Source organism: Pseudomonas japonica (genome assembly GCF_900188455.1).
In the GTDB taxonomy this organism is placed as follows: Bacteria; Pseudomonadota; Gammaproteobacteria; order Pseudomonadales; family Pseudomonadaceae; genus Aquipseudomonas; species Aquipseudomonas japonica.
In genome coordinates this window covers 311,787-330,663 of sequence record NZ_FZOL01000002.1, presented here as the reverse complement: position 1 = coordinate 330,663, position 18,877 = coordinate 311,787, and the positions used below count along the sequence as shown (strand labels likewise).

Genomic DNA, 18,877 nt, shown 5'->3' with positions numbered 1-18,877 from the left:
CCCCAGAAGGCTCAATCCACCTCTTCGTAAGGCAACCCGACATAGTTCTCCGCAATATTCGCCAGCCCTGCGGTGGAGCTGAGGAAGTAATCCCGGTCCGCCTCCTGCATCTTGCGGTCCCAGGCATCCTTCTCGCCGTCGAAATCGTGCAGCAGGTTGGTCATGAACCAGCTGAAGCGCTCGCCTTTCCAGACCCGACGCAGCGCCAGTTCGGAATACTTCTCCAGCAGGTCGGTGCGCCCTTCGCGGTAGACCTTGACCAGGATGCGGTACAGGTAGCAGACGTCCGATGCCGCCAGGTTCAGGCCTTTGGCCCCGGTGGGCGGGACGATGTGGGCGGCGTCGCCGACGAGGAACAGCTTGCCGTACTGCATCGGCTCGACCACGAAGCTGCGCAGCGGCGCGATGCTCTTTTCCAGCGACGGGCCGGTGACCAGGCGGGCGGCAACCTCCTCGGGCAGACGGGCCTTCAGTTCATCCCAGAAACGCGCATCGCTCCAGTCCTCGACCTTGTCGCTCAGTGGCACCTGCAGGTAGTAGCGGCTGCGCGTCAGCGAGCGCTGGCTGCACAGCGAGAAACCGCGCGGGTGCTGGGCATAGATCAGTTCTTCATTGACCGGCGGCGTATCGGACAGCAAGCCCAGCCAGCCGAACGGGTAGACCCGCTCGTACTCGGTCAGCACGCCTTCGGGAATGGTCCTGCGCGAGACGCCGTGGTAGCCATCGCAGCCGGCGATGTAATCGCAGTCGATGCGCTGCGGCTGGCCGTCCTTTTCGAAGGTCACATAGGGGCGCTCGCCCTTGAGCTCGTGCAACCGCACGTCGTTCGCCGCGTAGATGATCGGTGCGCCGTTGGCCGCGCGGGCGTCCATCAGGTCGCGGGTGACCTCGGTCTGGCCGTAGACCATCACGCTCTTGCCGCCGGTGAGCGCGCTCAGGTGGATCGGCACGCGCTTGCCGTCGAATACCAGTTCGACGCCTTCATGGACCAGCCCTTCGGCGTCCATGCGCGCACTGACCCCGGACTCGCGGAGCAGGTCGATGGTGCCCTGTTCCAGCACGCCGGCACGGATGCGGCCGAGGACGTAGTCCGGGGTCTGACGCTCGATGATGATGTTGTCGATGCCGGCCTTGTGCAGCAACTGACCGAGAAGCAGGCCGGACGGACCGGCTCCGATGATGGCAACCTGAGTGTTCATTGTTCTTGTCTCGTTCCAGGACGTTGTTCGGTGTGCGCGCTCCTGTATTTTTTGCCGGCAGTTGATGGAAAAGAAGGTGAATTCCCGCAGGTAAATTGCACTTTTGAAAAATGTGTCCGATTATCGGGCATCGCTCGCCGGGTGCCTCCCAGCGGGATTGGCGCAACGCCAGGCGCGTCACTGAGGAATTTCATGAAGACCAGTAGCAGCGGCGTTCCCATCTTCAAGTTGTATGGCGAAAGCCAGGCGTGGCCGACCCCGGACCTGTTGCACTGCGAGTCGATCCCCAAGCGCAGCAGCCTGTACCACTGGGAGATCAAGCCGCACCGGCATGCCGACCTGTTCCAGCTGCTCTATGTGCAAGGTGGCCAGGCCGTGGTCGAGGTGGAAGGGCGGCGCAGCGGGATCGCCGCGCCGTCGATTCAGGTCACGCCGCCGCTGTGCGTGCATGGCTTCCAGTTTTCCGAGGATATCGAAGGCTATGTGCTGAGCCTCGGCGCGCCGCTGGTGGCGCAACTGGAAGCGCAGCTCGGTGCGCCATTGGCCGCGTCGGGCTGTTATCCACTGGGGGAGGATCGTGGCTACCTCGACACCCTGTTCGCAGCCTTGCTCAAGGAGTACGAGGGCAGTGCCGCATCGCGGGACCTGGTGCTCGGCTCGCTGGTCAACGTGCTCATGGTGTGGATCAGCCGGCGCCAGCAGAGCAGGGCGCCAAGCGGCCGCGACGAGCGCAACCGGCAGTTGCTCGGTGGCTTCATCAAGCTGGTGGAGCAGCATTATCGCGAGCACCTGGCGGTGGAAACCTTCGCCCATCGCCTGGGCATGTCCGCCGTGCACCTGAACACCCTGTGCCGCCAGCTGGCCGGGCAGAGCGCCTTGCAGATCATCCACCAGCGCCTGCTGCTGGAGGCGCGGCGCAGCCTGATCTACACCAACATGACCGTGGCCCAGGTTTCCGACACCCTGGGCTTTGCCGACCCGGCGTATTTCTCGCGGTTTTTCCGGCGGCTCAGCGGGCAGTCGCCGAACGCTTTCCGGCGTGGCGGGGTGCAAGCCGCGCAGGATGCAAAAAGCCCGCTCTGAGCGAGCGGGCTTCGGTCATTCAGCGCTCACTGGGTGAAGGCTGCGTAGCTGTTCATCAGGTTGCGGTAGTTGGGGATCCGCTGCGACAGCAGATTGCCCAGCCCTTCGATGTCGTTGCGCCAGTCGCGGTGCAGCTCACAGGCCACCGAGAACCAGTTCATCATCTGCGCGCCGGCCTGGGTCATGCGGCTCCACGCGGCCTGCTGCACGGTGGTGTTGAAGGTGCCGGAGGCATCGGTCACCACGAACACCTCGAAGCCTTCGGCCAGCGCCGACAGGGTCGGGAAGGCCACGCAGACATCGGTCACCACGCCGGCGATGATCAGTTGCTTGCGGCCGGTGGCCTTGATCGCCTTGACGAAGTCCTCGTTGTCCCAGGCGTTGATCTGGCCGGGGCGCGGGATGTACGGCGCATCGGGGAACATTTCCTTCAGCTCGGGAACCAGCGGGCCGTTGGGGCCTTGTTCGAAGCTGGTGGTGAGGATGGTCGGCAGGTCGAAGAACTTCGCCAGGTCGGCCAGCGCCAGCACGTTGTTCTTGAACTCGTTCGGCGAGAAGTCCTGGACCAGGGAAATCAGGCCGGTCTGGTGGTCGACCAGGAGGACTACGGCGTCGTCTTTGTTCAGGCGGTTGTAGGTGTAGGAAGTGGCGTTGGTCATGGTGGCAATCCTTTTGTTCGAGAAGTTGTTCTGGGTTGTTGTTGCGGTGTGAGGCCAGATTAGGGGTTTCTTGAAAAAGGATAAATTGGCTGGAAACGGTATGACTGTCTCCCTGCGGTGGACAATCGCCGTGTGCTCATTCTGAGCTTCGGCGGTGGATAGCCGAGATCGCTGAAGGCGACGGCCAGTCGATGCCTGCTGCGTCAAATGGCGTTATCATTGCGTCATTTGACGCGCATGGAGTTCGCCATGGTTACCGCTGACAGTTACCCCCACGAGGCGCTTCGCACCCGCCGCCGGCCAACGGAATACCTTCTTCGGGAGGACGTGGGCCAGCTCAGTCCTGTCATGGTTTATCGGCTCACGGCCAAGGGTTTCGACCTGAAGGACGTGCAGGCCATGCTGGCGCTGTCCGACCTGTATTCGACGAAGAAGATCATGAGCCGCATCGTCGGCAAGTCGGTCAGGACGCTGCAGCGCCAGGGCAGCAAGCAGGAGGCGCATCTCAATTCCCAGCAAAGTGCCGTGGCCTTCCAGTTCGCCAGGGTACTGGAGCATGCGATCAACGTATTCGGCTCACTGCGGCTGGCCGAAGAATGGCTGGGGCGTCCCTGCAAGCACCTGGATGGCGATGTGCCGCTGGACATGATCGATAACCCCGTTGGCTTCCAGGCCGTCGAGGACTACCTGGAGCGCATCGAGTACGGGGTCTATCAGTGAATCCGTTGCCATGGTCCGGTTCGTGGTACGCATGGCGCCTCGATCGCGAGATCTTCAAGGACACATGGGACAGCGGCATTGGCGCGCACCGGCTCGGTGGGCGCTGGAACCCTTCGGGGCGCAATGTCGTGTATGCCTCGGCGGATCCCTCGACCGCCATTCTCGAAGTGGCGGTGCATATCGGCTTCGATGCCCTGGATACGGTCGGGCATGTGCTGACCTGTTTCGAAGTGCTGGATCAAAGCCTGATCAAGGTGGTGCAACCCGAGGACGTGCCCAATCCGGTCTGGTTGACCGGGGCAGCGGCCTCGCCCAATCAGCAGAAGTTCGCGGAAGCCTTGCTGGCGGAGCATCCGTTCGTGCTGATTCCGTCGGCGGTTGCCCGGCATTCGTGGAATCTGCTGGTGAGTTGCGAGCTGGCGCAGGGGAAGTATCGGTTGGTCAGTCAGGAGCGGTTTGGATTGGATACGCGGTTGCTCAAGGCCTGAACACGCCTGTGAGTAATGGCCAGAAGACACTGTTTGCCGAATCTGAATTGATTCAATAGTTTACTATCCATACTCTGAATTGCAGCGCGATGTCCCCGGGCTGGGCCAGCCGGGAATACGAGTCGGGAGTACAAGGACAGTGTCGAAGCAGCAGCGCACGTTGATTTGTTGGGTGGGAGGAAACGACCTCAAGGCTTCGGACGGTGGTGAGGTCGGTCCGATCCTGTCCACGCTGCGTGCGGTTCCCTTCGAGCGTCTGGAGTTGTTGTGCTCTTACCCGGCTGAACGCGTCGAGCCTTATCTCGAATGGCTCCGTTCGAACATCGACGTCGCCATCGAGCCTCACTATGTGTCGTTGAGTTCTCCGGTTCATTTTCCGGACATCCACGAAGTCGCGCATGCCCATCTGCAGCGACTCTCCGATGGCGCTGCGGATCTCTCCATATTGCTCAGCCCCGGAACGCCTGCCATGCAGGCCATCTGGATACTGCTCGGCAAGACACGCTATCCCGCGACCTTCTATCAGTCTTCCCTGGAGCAGGGGGTGCAGGAGGTCGTGGTTCCCTTCGAGATCGCCGCAGAGTATGTGCCGGCCGCCAACGCCATTCCGGACGATAAGTTGCTGCAGTTGGCCGGGGCGCAAGCTCCGGTCAATGCCGCGTTCGACAGCATCGTCACGCAAAGCGAGCGCATGCTGGTCCTGAAATCCCAGGCGCAGATCCTGGCGCAGAAGCAGGTTCCGGTATTGATCTATGGCGAGACAGGTACGGGGAAGGAGCTTTTCGCTAGGGCAATCCACAATGCCGGCCCGCGTTCGTCCAGACCTTTCATTGCGCTCAACTGCGGGGCGATTCCCCCCGAGTTGATTGACTCCACGTTATTTGGTCATTGCAAAGGCGCTTTCACCGGAGCGATTGCAAATCGGGCCGGGGTTTTTGAACAGGCGCATGGCGGCACGCTTTTTCTTGATGAGTTCGGTGAGCTTGAAGCGGATGCTCAGGTACGCTTGCTTCGCGTGTTGCAGGAGGGTGTGGTCACGCCGGTCGGTGGAAGTCGGGATATCCGGGTGAACGTGCGCCTGATTACTGCCACCCATCGCAACCTCATGCAGGCTGTCGCTGAAGAGGGTTTTCGCGAAGATCTTTTTTACCGCGTTGCAGTGGGCGTTCTGCATTTACCGCCACTTCGCGAGCGGGAGGGTGACCTGCTGCTGTTGGCTGACACCCTGTTGAAAGAAATTACCCGCCAGGACGAGACCCTGAAGGGTAAGAGAATTTCCGCTGAAGCAAAGAAACTTATTCTGCGTCATGCATGGAAGGGGAATGTTCGTGAGCTGCAGTCCACCTTGTTGCGGGCAGTGCTCTGGTGTTCCAGTGATGTGGTCGGTGCACTCGATATCGAACAGGCGCTTTTTCAGCTACCGAAGAATCGGCAAGATTCAATCATCCCTGAATTGTCTCAAGGTGTTGATTTGCAAGAAATAATTTCTGATTTGGCGCGACGCTACGTACGTGAGGCGCTGAGTGTCACGGCGCACAACAAGACCCGTGCTGCAGCCCTGTTGGGTCTCAAGAGCCAGCAGACGTTGAGCAACTGGATGAGCAAGTACGGCATCGACTAAAAACTTGGCACGGTCCTCGCTGAAGGGTCGTCATGGACAGAATCGCCTACATGAAATCAGTGAACTTCGAGTTTCTTCGCCCCGGCAACGAATTGCTGGCAAACCTGGCTGGCCTGGCCGAGGCCGTACTGCACATCGATCCGGGCAGTGCACTCACTCGCTTGCGTAGCTTTGCCGAGGAACTGACCAAATCCATCTACAAGGAAGAAGTGCTGCCGCGTATGCCGCAGTCGACCTTCTACGACCTGGTGAAAAGCCCGGTGTTCGTCGATTGCGTCAGCAAACCCCTGGTTCACCAGATCAATTTCCTGCGCATCCAGGGCAACGACACGGCCCATGGAGCAGAGGGTGATCTGCGCAATGCCCAGCTGGCGCTGAAGACCGCCCATCAACTCGCCATGTACATGGCTATCAAGTACTACCGCGCCGCACAGGCCGAGATTCCGTCATTTGCCGAGGTGCCGGATCCGGCTGCGATGCTGGCCCGATTGCAGAAGACCGTTTCCAGCTACGAGAAGGAGCTCAACCAGCAGCAGGATGCGCTGCAACGGGTGATGGACAAGCTGGAGCAGGAGCGCACGCGCAATCTTGACCACCTAGCGCCGCCTGCCGAGGCCGACCAGCACAAGCGCCGGCAACAGAGCCAGGACGTCGCTGACAGTCTGCAATGGAGCGAAGCCAGGACTCGCGCCTTGCTGATCGACGCCATGCTCGTGCAGGCGGGCTGGGATGTAAGCGATCCAGAGCGGGTTGGACAGGAAGTTGAGGTCGATTTCCCGGGCAATGCTACCGGTAAAGGGCGTGCCGACTATGTGCTGTGGGGCGATAACGGCCAGCCACTGGCGGTGATCGAAGCGAAGAAATCCGGAAATGTCAGCTTGCAGGCAGGACGGGAGCAGGCGCGCATGTATGCCGATGGTTTCGAGCGCATGGGCATGCAGCGACCGGTGATCTTCTACAGCAATGGCTACGAAACCTTCATCTGGGATGACCGGCAATACAACACCTACCGTCCGGTGTACGGGTTCTACAGCAAGAGCAGCCTCGAATACCTGGCCTACCAGCATCAGTACCGGGTTGACGAACTGGAACAGCACAACCCCGATCTGAAGATTGCCGACCGCCCTTACCAGATCGAAGCGATCAAGACCGTTGCAGCGCATTTTCAGAAGCAGCGTCGCAAGGCCCTGATCATTCAGGCTACCGGCACCGGCAAGACCCGGGTCGCGATCGCTCTGGCTGAACTGCTGCTGCGTACCGGCTGGGCCAAGCGGGTGCTGTTTCTTTGTGACCGCAAGGAACTGCGGGTTCAGGCCGATGACGCCTTCAGGAAGAATCTGCCCGATGCGCCGCGCTGTGTGATCGGCAAGACCACCCGCGTGGATCAGACCGCGCGTATCTACATCGCGACCTATCCGGGGATGATGAACCGCTTCGCCCAGCTTGACGTGGGCTTTTTCGACCTGATCATCGCCGACGAGAGTCACCGCAGCATCTACAACAAATACCGCGACCTGTTCGACTACTTCGATGCGCTGCAGGTTGGTCTTACCGCGACGCCAGTGAAGTTCATCAGCCGCAATACCTTCGATATCTTCGATTGCGAAACCACCGACCCCACCTTCGAGTTCGGCCTGGATGCGGCCATCAACAATGAACCGCCGTACCTGGTGCCGTTCCGGGTCAAGGACCTGACCACCGACTTCCTCCGCGATGGCATTCATTACCGGGACCTGAGCGATGAGCAGAAACGCCAGCTGGAAGAGGATCTTGGCGAGGAGGAGGCCAGGCGCACCACCATTGCCGGCAAGGATATCGGGCGCAAGATCTTCAGCGAGGACACCGACAGGATCATCCTGGAGAACCTGGTCGACAACGGCATCAAGGATGAAAGCGGCTCCCTTGTAGGCAAGACCATCGTCTTCGCTCAACGCCAGGACCACGCGGAGCACCTGGAAAAGCTCTTCTGCAAGCTCTACCCGCAATACGGGACGAAAGTCTGCAAGGTCATCCACAACGAGATTGCCCATGTGGACACGCTGATCCAGGAGTTCAAGAAGCCGGACAACAGCTTCCGGATCGCCATCTCGGTGGACATGCTCGATACCGGTATCGATGTGCCGGAAGTGGTCAATCTGGTATTCGCCAAGCCGGTGAAGTCCTGGGTCAAGTTCTGGCAGATGATCGGCCGTGGTACTCGATTGAGCCCCAACCTGCTCGGCCCCGGCAAGGACAAGGAAGAGTTCTACATCTTCGACCACTACGGCAATTTCGACTTCTTCGAGCAGGCGTATCAGGAACCGGAGGATACCGGCGGCAAGTCGTTGTTGCAGGCTGCCTTCGAGGCGCGCCTGGAGCTTGCAAAAGCGGCTCTCAGGCTCGGCCATGGCGAAGCTTTCGATACCGCCATCGGGTTGCTGCGTGCGGACATCAATGACCTGCCGGAAACCAGCGTCGCGGTGAGGCGCGAACTGCGCAATGTGCACCAACTGCAGCAGACCGATCTGATGCAACGCTTCGACGGCAGAACCCAGCATTTGCTGAGTGACGTCATCGCTCCGCTGATGACTGCTCGGGTATTGCACGACAAGCATGCCACCGCCCTGGACAAACTGATTGCCGGTATCCAGCGTTGCCTGGTGGAGAAATCGAGTGGCTTCGAGGATGGCAAGCTGGTGCTGTTTTCTGAGCTGGACAAGCTGGCCGTGAATATCCAGGCCGTACGTCAGAAGGCGGCGACCCTTGCCGACGTGCGCAGCGCCGACTTCTGGCAGCAGCCGAGCATCTCCAGGCTGGAAAATGCCCGCAAGGAACTGCGCGACATCATGAAGTATCGGCAGACGCAGAGGACGGTCGGCTACGGGGTTGGAACCACCAGAACCCGGGACGACAATGTCCAGGCGGAAGACCGCAAGGTGTACATCGCCGGGGTCAATGAGGCTCTGCAGTATCGCCATCGCCTCAAGGGCATCCTCGATGCCATGCTGGCCGCCAACCCGATCCTGCAGAAGATCCATCAGGGCGAGGCGATCGCCGAGCAGGAACTGAAGACCCTCACTTCGACCATTCTCACCAGCCATCCGGGCGTAAGCCTGGATGTGCTGAACGAGTTCTACGGTCGAACTGCGGAGCAATTGCACCTGACCGTGCGCGACATCATTGGGCTGGACCCCCATGCCATCGAAGCGCATTTCACGCGCTTCCTTCATGCTCATCCAGCGCTGACTGCCAAGCAGGTTAGCTTCATGAACCTGCTGAAGAACTACATCGCGCAGAACGGCAGCATCGTTGTTGAAAAGCTCTATGACGCACCCTTCAGCAAGCTGTCTCCCGATGGCATCGATGGCGTGTTCAAGACCGCGGATGCCGATCAGTTGATCGCGGTGCTCAAACCCTACCTACGTGAGAACGACTCGCCATCTGGCGTTCAGGAGTGACCATGCAAGCGAGTCAATGGACTACGGACATCGTTGTCATCTGTGCAGTGCTCGCCGTGTGCTGCATGTTGCTGGGGTACCTGGCTGCAGCGTTGCGCCAGGGGCGCCAAGCCAGTCAGCTTGCTGCCCGGCTTGAGCAGGCCGAGCAGGCACGGGCGTCGGCGGCGGCCGCACAGCTCGACCTCGGTGAGCAGCTCAAGGCGGCACAGGCACGCAGTCAGGAGTTGCTGGTCGGTGAAGGTCGCTTGAACGAACAACTTCAGGCATCTACCGATAACCTGGCACGGTTGGTCCGAGAGCAGCAGGACAGCAAGGATGCCGTCGCCCTATTGCAGCAGAAGCTGGAGGAGGGCAGCCGTCAGCATCACGAAGCCGTCACGCGCCTGGAAACCACGCAGATTGAAGGGCAGGGGTTGCAGAGGCAGGTCACCGAGTTGCGCGAGCGTCTGGGGGCCGAGCAAACGACCGTCAATACACTGCAAGGCGAGCGCAACACGCTCAAGGACGAACTGTCTGCGATGGATGCCAGCGCCAAGGTTGCAACAACGGGTGAGCGCGAAGCGCGTGAGCAGCTTGCTGAACTGCGGCAGAAGCTGGCTGAGCAGGTTCAGGTTTACAAGGAACTGATGGGGCGTTACCAGCCATTGAGCAATCAGCATGCGGAACTCAGGACCGCGCTGGGCAAGGGTGAAGAAGTGGTCACCGACCTGCGTGATCGGCTGAATGCGGCACAGCTCGCCAGCGCGCAACTGCAAACCGGATGGAATCAGTGCAAGGACGTGCTGGCCAGCGAAGGCCAGCGTAGCAAGGCTCTGGAAACCTCCGAGCAGGAATTGCGCCAGCAACTGCAGGACATCAAGGCTCAGCAAATCTCGGCCGCCGAGCGCTATGAAGATCTCCAGACCCGCTTTGCCGCGTTAGGCAGGGACTACACCAGGCTCAGCACCGAGATGGATGAGCGGCAGGCCAGTCATGCTCGCGAGCTGGCCAACTTCGAACAGCAGAAGAACAGCCTGGCCGAGCAGTTCAAGCTGCTTTCCAACGAGATCCTGGAGGCGAAGGCCCAAGCCCTCCAGGAGAACAGCAAGCTCAGCCTGAACGCAGTGATGACGCCCTTCCAGCAATCCATCGACAGCTTCAAGCGTGAGGTGCAGGAAATCCATCACCGCGAGACCACCCAGCAGGGCGAGTTGCGCAAGGAGCTGGAGTCCCTCAAGGCATTGAACCAGCAGATCACCACCGAAGCCCATGAGCTATCCACCGCATTGCGTGGGCAGAAAAAGTTGCAGGGTAACTGGGGCGAGCTGGTGCTGGAGAACGTTCTGGATCGTTCGGGGCTGGAGCTGGGCAAGGACTACCAGCGCGAGGTCAGCATCACCACGGAAGAAGGTCGCCAGCGCCCCGATGCCGTGGTTTACCTGCCTCAGGACAAACACCTGATCATCGACGCCAAGGTATCGCTCAACGCTTATACCCGCTTCGTCAACGCCGAGGATGAACGCGAGCGTGCCGTGGCGTTGAAAGAGCATGTCCAGGCCGTCGCTGCTCGTATCCGGGAGCTGGCTGATCGTGACTACTACAAGCTGCCAGGGCTGAACTCACCTGACATGGTGTTCATGTTCATTCCCATCGAGTCCGCTTTCGTCGAGGCGCTCAAGGCTGACGAGACCCTCTTCCAGCAGGCGATCGAGAACAATGTGCTGGTGGCGACGCCGACCACCCTGCTGACCAGCCTCAATATCGTTCGCCAACTCTGGCGTTACGAGGACCAGAACAAGCACACTGCCGCGCTGGCCAACCGGGCAGAGACGGTATTCAAGAAGCTTAATACCTTCCTTGGCAGCTTCGAGAAGATCAAGAAGGGCCTGGAAACTGCCACCGATGCCTACGTCAAGGCCGAGGGGCAACTGGTCAGCGGCAAGGGCAACCTGGTCAAGCAAGTGGGCGAGTTCAAGAACCTCGCACCGGCCATCAAGGCCCAGCTTCCCGCTTATTTCGTCGACAAGGCGGCACTGGAAATCGACTTCATCCCTGTGGTGCAGGATGTCGAGACGCTGAACGACAGCGCTAACGATGAAAACTTGCTAGCAGCTACCGACACCGATACTGAAACCGAACACGAGATGAACTGATGCTCACCGGCAAACTCCGCACCGATATCGACAAGCTCTGGGAGAAATTCTGGACTGGCGGTATCACCAACCCACTGACCGTGATCGAGCAGATCAGCTACCTGATGTTCGCGCGCATGCTCGACATGCAGGAGGACCTGGCCGAGCGCAAGGCCAGGCGCACGTGCAAGGCCTTCGATCGCTTGTTCCCTGAAACGCCGGAAGGTCAACTGCTGCGCTGGAAGAACTTCCACAACCTGGGCGGCAGCGAACTGCACAAGCACCTGAAGCAGAAGGTCTATCCGTTCTTCGCCAGCCTGGGCAAGCAGTCGGATGCCGAGGATGGGCTGGGCGAGGAGGGCAGTGCGCTGGGAGCCTTGGGTCATATCGGCGAATACATGCAGGACGCCGATCTCGAGATCAAGAACGAGGCGGTGCTGACTTCTGCTGTCGAGATGGTCAACGACCTGCCGCTGACCCAGAGCGACGTCAAGGGCGATATCTACGAGTACTTGCTGAGCAAGCTCACCACCGCGGGCATCAACGGCCAGTTCCGTACCCCGCGGCATATCATCGATGCGATGATCCAGCTGATCGAGCCACAGCCGACCGACATCATTTGCGACCCGTCCTGTGGTACCGCCGGATTCCTCGCCCGGACCATGGAATACCTGAATCAGGTGCATTCCAGCGACGCCGGCATCTTCACCGACGAAGAGGGCAACCTGCACTACAGCGGCGACCTGCTCGAGCCCTATCGCGAGCACATCAACAAGCACATGTTCTGGGGCTTCGACTTCGACACCACCATGCTGCGGGTGTCCAGCATGAACATGATGCTGCACGGGGTGAACGGCGCGAACATTCATTACCTGGACACGCTGAACAAGGACATTCTCGGAAAGTACCCTGAGCAACAGGAAAACTTCTTCGATGTGATCCTCGCCAACCCGCCATTCAAGGGCAGCCTGGATGAGAGCAACGTCAATCCTCGGTTGACCGAGATGGTGAAGACCAAGAAGACCGAATTGTTGTTCGTTGCGCATATTCTGCGCTCGCTCAAACTGGGTGGTCGGGCGGCGGTGATTGTGCCGGATGGGGTGTTGTTCACATCGAGCAAGGCGCACCAGCAGTTGCGTCAGGAGTTGCTCGAAAGCAACCAGCTCGAAGGTATCGTCAGTTTGCCCAGTGGCGTATTCAAGCCTTACGCCGGGGTCAGCACCGCCATTTTGATATTCACCAAGGGCGGCACGACCGAGCGTGTCTGGTTCTACGATCTGCAGGCGGATGGCTATTCCCTGGACGACAAGCGTATCGAGTTGAAAGGCGAGGGTAGTAACGACCTCCCCGATGCCATTGTCCAATGGGAAAAATACCGGCAACTGGTGCAGGGCAGTATCAGCAGCAATACCATCGATGTGGTGTTCGGCGACAAGACCAGGAAGGCCTTCGTCGTCTCGGTTGAAGATATAGCAGCTAAAAAATATGACCTTTCCATAAAGCGTTACAGGGAGGCAGTGTACGAGCAGGAAGTCCATGAGAACCCGAAGGTGATACTGCATCGTCTGCAAGCGTTGCAGCAGGAAATACTGGAACGTCTGGACGAGTTGGAGAAATCGCTGTGAAGCGGGCTAGTGTGAAACTGGGCGATCTTTGCAGTGTCGTTACCAAGGGGACTACCCCGACGTCCGTGGGACTTGATTTTGCGCAAGCAGGTATTCCGTTTCTGCGTGTTCAGGACATCGGCGGCAACACCGTTTCGCTGGAGAATGTTCTTTACATCGACAGCGCGACGCATCACGCACTCGAGCGGTCGAAAGTCAGAGGCGGAGACTTTCTCATTACAATTGCCGGGACGGTTGGGCGTACTGCGGTCGTTCCGTCAGGTTTCCCGGAAAGCAACTGTAACCAAGCCGTGGCGATACTCAGGTTCAATAACGAAAGGCTTTGTCCGAATTATCTACTTCATTGGTTTTCAACGGATGATGCTGTGGCGCAGATAAGCGGCAGGAAAGTTACGGCAACCATATCGAATCTGAGTCTTGGGCAGATCAGGGAACTGGAGATCCCTCTCCCAGCGTTGTCCGAACAAAGGCGTATCGCGGCCATGCTCGACAAGGTCGTCGCCATTCGCCAGAAACGTGATCAAGCAATCGACCTTGCGGATGAGTTTCTTCGTGCGCTATTCGTGGATATGTTCGGTGACCCCGTGACCAACTCCAAGGGATGGGAACTCTCACCTTTCTCGGCGGTGGGTACGTTGGACAGAGGGCGTTCCAGGCACCGCCCGCGAAATGACCCTGCATTGCTGGGTGGCGCTCACCCTCTGATCCAGACGGGAGAAGTTGCCAACTCCAGAGGCTACATCAAGCGATATTCTGCGACTTACTCTGATTTCGGGTTGTCCCAAAGCAAAAAGTGGGAGGCTGGTACCCTCTGCATTACGATCGCGGCGAACATCGCGAAAACTGGAATCTTGAATTTTCCAGCGTGCTTCCCTGATAGCGTGGTCGGCTTTCTGCCAAACAACAGCGTGACGGTTGAATATATTCAGCACTGGTTAGGTTTTCTACAGAAAAATCTGGAAGAGAACGCGCCTCAGGCCGCTCAGAAAAATATCAATCTTGAGATTTTGAAGGCGCTACCTGTTCCGTTACCCCCAAAGTCGGAGCAAGAGAAGTTCAGCGCCATCGTACGTCGTGTGATTGCCGTCGAGGAAACAATGACCATTTTCGGCAATGAGTTGGGTAACGCGTTCGACGCGCTCTGCCAGCGCGCCTTTTCCGATCAAGCGTAGAAGCGTTGTAGGGACACCTGACAGATTTCCCCGGGGGCCTCGTGTGCGAGCACCCTGGGGCAGAAAACGAAAAAGGCCCAGGTTTTCACCTGGGCCTTCTCATGTATGGCGCACTCGGCGGGATTCGAACCCACGACCCCTGCCTTCGGAGGGCAGTACTCTATCCAGCTGAGCTACGAGTGCAACGCGGGCGCCATGATACCCATGTTGGGGTATGGCGTCCATCGCCTTGATCTTCGGCATTTTTCCCCTGCCGCCGGGGACTATCCATATGCGATATCGGTATTTCCTTGCCTTCCGTTAGATCGCCTACTCTCTCGTCACAACTTGTTATAACAAGTCATCGACTCAGCGAAGAGAACCATGGCCGAACTGCTCCCCCTGTCTCCGGTACCGCTCTATTCCCAGCTCAAGGAACTGCTGCGCGAGCGCATCCTTGATGGCACTTATCCGCCCCTCAGCCGCATGCCTTCGGAGAGCGAGCTGGGCAAGGCGTTCGAGGTCAGCCGCATCACGGTGCGCCAGGCCCTGGGCGATCTGCAGAAGGAGGGGCTGATCTTCAAGATCCACGGCAAGGGCACCTTCGTCGCCAAGCCCAAGGCGTTCCAGAACGTCAGCACCCTGCAGGGTCTGGCCGAGTCGATGACGCAGATGGGCTATGAGGTGATCAACCGCCTGCGCAGTCTGCGTCATGTGCCGGCCAACGCCCTGGTGGCGGCGCGTTTGCAGATCGAGGAAGGCGCGCCCGTCACCGAGATCCGCCGGGTGCGCCTGATCAATCGCGAGCCGGTGTCGCTGGAACTGACCTGGCTGCCACGGGCCATCGGCGAAAAGCTGGAAAAGGCCGACCTGGTGACCCGCGACATCTTCCTGGTCCTGGAAAACGACTGCGGCATCGCCCTCGGCCATGCCGACCTGGCCATCGACGCGGTGCTCGCCGACAGCGACCTGACTCAGGCGCTGGACGTGGAAGAAGGCTCGCCGATCATGCGCATCGAGCGCCTGACCCACGCCGCCGACGGCACGCCGCTGGACTTCGAACATCTCTACTACCGCGGCGACGCCTTCCAGTATCGCCTGCGCATCGACCGGCAGAAGGGGCCCAAGGCATGAGCATCGCGACCCAGGACTACGACATCGTCATCATCGGCGGCGGCACCGCCGGGCCCATGGCCGCGATCAAGGCCAAGGAGCAGGACAAGGGCCTGCGCGTGCTGCTGCTGGACAAGGCCAACGTCAAGCGCAGCGGCGCCATCAGCATGGGCATGGACGGCCTGAACAACGCGATCATTCCCGGCCACGCCACGCCGGAGCAGTACACCAAGGAAATCACCGTGGCCAACGACGGCATCGTCAACCAGACCGCCGTGCATGCCTACGCCACCCACAGTTTCGAAACCATCGAGCAGCTCGACCGCTGGGGCGTGAAGTTCGAAAAGGACGAGACCGGCGACTACGCGGTGAAGAAGGTTCACCACATGGGTGCCTACGTGCTGCCGATGCCGGAAGGGCACGACATCAAGAAGGTGCTGTACCGCCAGCTCAAGCGTGCGCGGGTCGAGATCAGCAACCGCATGGTCTGCACCCGCGTGCTGCTGGACGGCGAAGGCGCCGCCGCCGGGGTGCTCGGTTTCGATTGCCGCAGCGGCGAATTCCGGGTGATCCGCGCCAAGGCGGTGATCCTCGCCTGCGGCGCCGCCGGGCGTCTCGGCCTGCCGTCCTCGGGCTACCTGATGGGCACCTACGAGAATCCGACCAATGCCGGCGACGGCTATGCCATGGCCTATCACGCGGGTGCCGAACTGGCCAACCTCGAATGCTTCCAGATCAACCCGCTGATCAAGGACTACAACGGCCCGGCCTGCGCCTACGTCACCGGGCCGCTGGGCGGCTACACGGCCAATAGCAAGGGCGAACGCTTCATCGAGTGCGACTACTGGAGCGGGCAGATGATGTGGGAGTTCCACCAGGAGCTGGAGGGTGGCAACGGTCCGGTGTTCCTCAAGCTCGATCACCTGGCCGAGGAAACCATCCAGAACATCGAGGAAATCCTCCACAGCAACGAGCGTCCCAGCCGCGGGCAGTTCCACGCCAATCGCGGTACCGACTATCGCCAGCACATGGTCGAGATGCACATCTCCGAGATCGGCTTCTGTTCCGGGCATTCGGCGTCGGGGGTGTGGGTCAACGAAAAGGCCGAGACCAGCGTCAAGGGCCTGTACGCCGCCGGCGACATGGCCGCGGTGCCGCACAACTACATGCTCGGTGCCTTTACCTATGGCTGGTTCGCCGGCGTCAACGCGGCGCATTACGTGGCCGGGCGTGACTTCGCCGAGGTCGACGAGGCCCAGGTCGAGCGCGAACGCGAGCGGGTCTTCGCGCCGCTGAAGCGCGAGCACGGCCTGCCGCCGGCGCAGGTCGAGTACAAGCTGCGGCGCATGGTCAACGACTACCTGCAACCGCCCAAGGTGACCAAGAAGATGGAGATCGGCCTGGCCCGCTTCGCCGAGATCGAACGCGACCTGGCGCAGATCAAGGCGCACAACCCGCACGAACTGATGCGGGCGATGGAAGTTGCGGTGATTCGCGACTGCGCCGAGATGGCCGCGCGCGCCTCGCTGTTCCGTGAGGAGAGCCGCTGGGGGCTGTATCACCACCGGGTGGATTTCCCCGAGCGCAACGATGGTGAGTGGTTCTGTCACTGCCATCTGAAGAAGGGCGAGGACGGGGCGATGACCAGTTTCAAGAAGGCGGTCGAGCCGTACCTGATCGCGCTGGATGCGGATGAGCAGACGGCCTACGAGCGCCTTCGGGTCCGATCCGACGCCGCCTGACCGCGCGCCCCTGTAGGAGCTGGCTTGCCTGCGAAGGCCTGCAAGGCAGGCCCAATCAAGTCGCTGCCTACGAAAAGGGCGTCGTGCACGAACATTCAGATAAAGAGAGCCACAGGCTCCAAGGACCCCGTGAAATGGCCTATCAAGCCCAGGACATCTTCTTTCGCAGCAGCGCCCCGGTCACCATCGACGAAGACAAGTGCATCGCCGAAAAAGGCTGCACCGTCTGCGTCGAGGTCTGCCCCATGGACCTCCTGGCGATCAACCCGGCCACGCAGAAGGCCTACATGGCCTTCGACGAATGCTGGTACTGCATGCCCTGCGAGAAGGACTGCCCCACCGGCGCGGTAAAGGTGGAGATTCCCTACCTGCTGCGCTGAGCCAACAACACCCAGCAGCACGCCATCCGGCCGAACCACCGGACGCCCATTCCGATGCCCCTCGTTTCCCACCACCCCGCCTGGTGGCGGAGACGATTCCAATACCTAACGATTCGAGGGGAAACACCCATGCGCCTTGCAACCACCGTGGCCGGCCTCGCGCTGGCGATCGCCAGCCTCAACGCCAGCGCCGAAACCATCCGCGTCGCCATCGGCACCCAGGACACCACCATCAACTGCGCCACCGGCGGCCTGCTGATCCGCGAGCTGGGCCTGCTCGACAAGTACCTGCCGCACGACGGCAAGTACAAGGACGCCAAGTACCAGATCGAATGGAAGAACTTCACCAGCGGCGCGCCGCTGACCAACGAGATGGTCGCCGGCAAGCTGGACTTCGGCGCCATGGCCGACTTCCCCGGCTCGTTCAACGGCGTCGCCCACCTCGACGCCGGCAAGCGCAGCCTGTTCATCAGCGTGCTGTCCGGCAGCGTGCACGGCAGCGGCAATGGCATCGTGGTGCCGGCGGCGTCCAGCGTGCAGTCGCTGGCCGAGCTGAAGGGCAAGACCATTTCCGTGCCGTTCGCCTCCACCGCCCACGGCATGCTCCTGCGTGCGGTCGCCGCCCAGGGCTGGGACCCGCAGAAGGATGTGCGGATCATTGCCCAGGCCCCGGAGATTGCCGGTTCCGCCCTGCGCAGCAACCGCATCGAGGCCCACGCCGACTTCGTGCCGTTCGCCGAGCTGTTCCCCAACCGCGGTTTCGCCCGCAAGATCTACGACGGTGCCCAGGCCAACGCGCCGACCTTCCACGGCGCCCTGGTCGACTCGGACTACGCGAAGAAATATCCGGAAGTGGTCACCGCCTACCTGCGCGCCAGCCTCGAAGCCGACCGTCTGATCGCCGCCGAGCCGGAGAAGTACAGCGAGCTGATCGAGAAAGTCACCGGCATCGAGGCCGAGGTCAATTACCTGTTCCATGGTCCGTTGGGCCTGCAGACCCGCGACCTGACCTGGAAGCCCGAGTACCGTCAGGCGGTGGCGACCTCCATCGACACCCTCAAACTGCTGAAGAAGACCGACCGCGGCCTGGACACCGACAAGTTCATCGACGACCAGTACATCCGCGCCGCCTTCAAACAGGCCGGGCAGGACTACGACGTCGCGCTGAAGAACTACGCGCCGCTGCCGCTCAAGGCCAGCGATGCGCTGACCGGCAAGCCGATCACCGACTTCAGCCGCCTGGCGCAGATCTGGGTGCGTGGCGAGGACAAGGTCCGTCACTACGCCTCGCCGCAAGCGGCCCTCGCGGCCCTGGCCCAGCTTGAGCAGGAGGGCAAGGACATCCGCGCCATCTACGCCCAGGCGGCGGACAGCGGCATCAAGCTGCTGGCCAACCAGGCCTGGTTCGTGCGCAACGGCCAGGGCGAACTGTCCGCCTTCCTCCTCAAGGACCAGGCCGAGCAGTACGCCAAGGCCCATGGCGGCGAGGCGGTGGACTTCGTTGACGCCAGCCGCAAGCTGGTCGCCCAGCGCTGACCGGAGGCCACC

At 60.6% G+C, this 18,877-nt stretch carries 14 protein-coding genes and 1 tRNA gene; 12 read left to right on the top strand and 3 right to left on the bottom strand.

The genetic code is table 11. The features are described from left to right. Nucleotides 1–11: 11 nt before the first annotated feature. On the bottom strand, nt 12–1,199 hold the full coding sequence (gene pobA / locus CHB99_RS03755) for a 4-hydroxybenzoate 3-monooxygenase (RefSeq protein WP_042121389.1): 1,188 nt from the start codon (nt 1,197–1,199) through the stop codon (nt 12–14). Nucleotides 1,200–1,391: 192 nt separating this feature from the next. Here pobA and CHB99_RS03750 point away from each other — a divergent pair, with 192 nt between their 5' ends. After that, nucleotides 1,392–2,282 carry a helix-turn-helix domain-containing protein gene (locus tag CHB99_RS03750; RefSeq protein WP_042121387.1) on the top strand — a complete coding sequence of 297 codons (891 nt, stop codon included), beginning with the start codon at nt 1,392–1,394 and terminating at the stop codon, nt 2,280–2,282. A 26-nt stretch (nt 2,283–2,308) separates the two neighbouring features. On the opposite strand, the gene ycaC is transcribed toward CHB99_RS03750, so the two are convergent. Continuing rightward, on the bottom strand, nt 2,309–2,941 hold the full coding sequence (gene ycaC, locus CHB99_RS03745) for an isochorismate family cysteine hydrolase YcaC (protein ID WP_042121385.1): 633 nt from the start codon (nt 2,939–2,941) through the stop codon (nt 2,309–2,311). A gap of 249 nt (nt 2,942–3,190) precedes the next feature. On the opposite strand from ycaC, the gene parS reads away from it, so the two are divergent. The 7 genes from parS (at nt 3,191) to CHB99_RS03710 (ending at nt 14,115) form a co-directional block, all read left to right on the top strand. Beyond that, nucleotides 3,191–3,661, top strand: a complete 471-nt coding sequence (gene parS, locus CHB99_RS03740) for a type II RES/Xre toxin-antitoxin system antitoxin (RefSeq protein ID WP_042121384.1) — start codon at nt 3,191–3,193, stop codon at nt 3,659–3,661. Beyond that, nucleotides 3,658–4,149, top strand: coding sequence for an RES family NAD+ phosphorylase (locus CHB99_RS03735; RefSeq protein ID WP_042121382.1), 492 nt, complete (start codon nt 3,658–3,660; stop codon nt 4,147–4,149). The genes parS and CHB99_RS03735 overlap by 4 nt, the downstream gene beginning before the upstream one ends. Nucleotides 4,150–4,288: 139 nt before the next feature. Further along, nucleotides 4,289–5,770, top strand: coding sequence for a sigma-54 interaction domain-containing protein (locus CHB99_RS03730; RefSeq protein ID WP_042121379.1), 1,482 nt, complete (start codon nt 4,289–4,291; stop codon nt 5,768–5,770). A gap of 50 nt (nt 5,771–5,820) precedes the next feature. Then, on the top strand, nt 5,821–9,207 hold the full coding sequence (locus CHB99_RS03725) for a type I restriction endonuclease subunit R (RefSeq protein ID WP_042121378.1): 3,387 nt from the start codon (nt 5,821–5,823) through the stop codon (nt 9,205–9,207). A gap of 2 nt (nt 9,208–9,209) precedes the next feature. After that, nucleotides 9,210–11,339, top strand: coding sequence for a DNA recombination protein RmuC (locus tag CHB99_RS03720; RefSeq protein WP_245655573.1), 2,130 nt, complete (start codon nt 9,210–9,212; stop codon nt 11,337–11,339). After that, on the top strand, nt 11,339–12,943 hold the full coding sequence (locus CHB99_RS03715; RefSeq protein ID WP_042121376.1) for a type I restriction-modification system subunit M: 1,605 nt from the start codon (nt 11,339–11,341) through the stop codon (nt 12,941–12,943). The genes CHB99_RS03720 and CHB99_RS03715 overlap by 1 nt, the downstream gene beginning before the upstream one ends. Nucleotides 12,944–12,954: 11 nt before the next feature. After that, nucleotides 12,955–14,115 carry a restriction endonuclease subunit S gene (locus tag CHB99_RS03710; protein ID WP_141137238.1) on the top strand — a complete coding sequence of 387 codons (1,161 nt, stop codon included), beginning with the start codon at nt 12,955–12,957 and terminating at the stop codon, nt 14,113–14,115. 106 nt (nt 14,116–14,221) lie between these two features. On the opposite strand, the gene CHB99_RS03705 is transcribed toward CHB99_RS03710, so the two are convergent. Then, nucleotides 14,222–14,298 (bottom strand) — tRNA-Arg (locus CHB99_RS03705). Between the two features lie 180 nt (nt 14,299–14,478). Between CHB99_RS03705 and CHB99_RS03700 the strand changes: the two genes are divergently transcribed. The 4 genes from CHB99_RS03700 (at nt 14,479) to CHB99_RS03685 (ending at nt 18,865) form a co-directional block, all read left to right on the top strand. Next, nucleotides 14,479–15,228 (top strand): GntR family transcriptional regulator, encoded by a 750-nt coding sequence (locus CHB99_RS03700; RefSeq protein ID WP_042121372.1) that lies wholly within the window; start codon nt 14,479–14,481, stop codon nt 15,226–15,228. After that, the gene (locus CHB99_RS03695) at nt 15,225–16,949 is read left to right on the top strand and encodes a fumarate reductase/succinate dehydrogenase flavoprotein subunit (RefSeq protein ID WP_042121370.1); all 1,725 of its coding nucleotides are present in this window, start codon (nt 15,225–15,227) and stop codon (nt 16,947–16,949) included. Before CHB99_RS03700 ends, CHB99_RS03695 begins: the two co-directional genes overlap by 4 nt. A 134-nt stretch (nt 16,950–17,083) precedes the next feature. Beyond that, nucleotides 17,084–17,329, top strand: coding sequence for a 4Fe-4S dicluster domain-containing protein (locus tag CHB99_RS03690; RefSeq protein WP_009400169.1), 246 nt, complete (start codon nt 17,084–17,086; stop codon nt 17,327–17,329). A gap of 129 nt (nt 17,330–17,458) precedes the next feature. Then, on the top strand, nt 17,459–18,865 hold the full coding sequence (locus CHB99_RS03685; protein ID WP_042121367.1) for an ABC transporter substrate-binding protein: 1,407 nt from the start codon (nt 17,459–17,461) through the stop codon (nt 18,863–18,865). Nucleotides 18,866–18,877 lie beyond the last annotated feature (12 nt).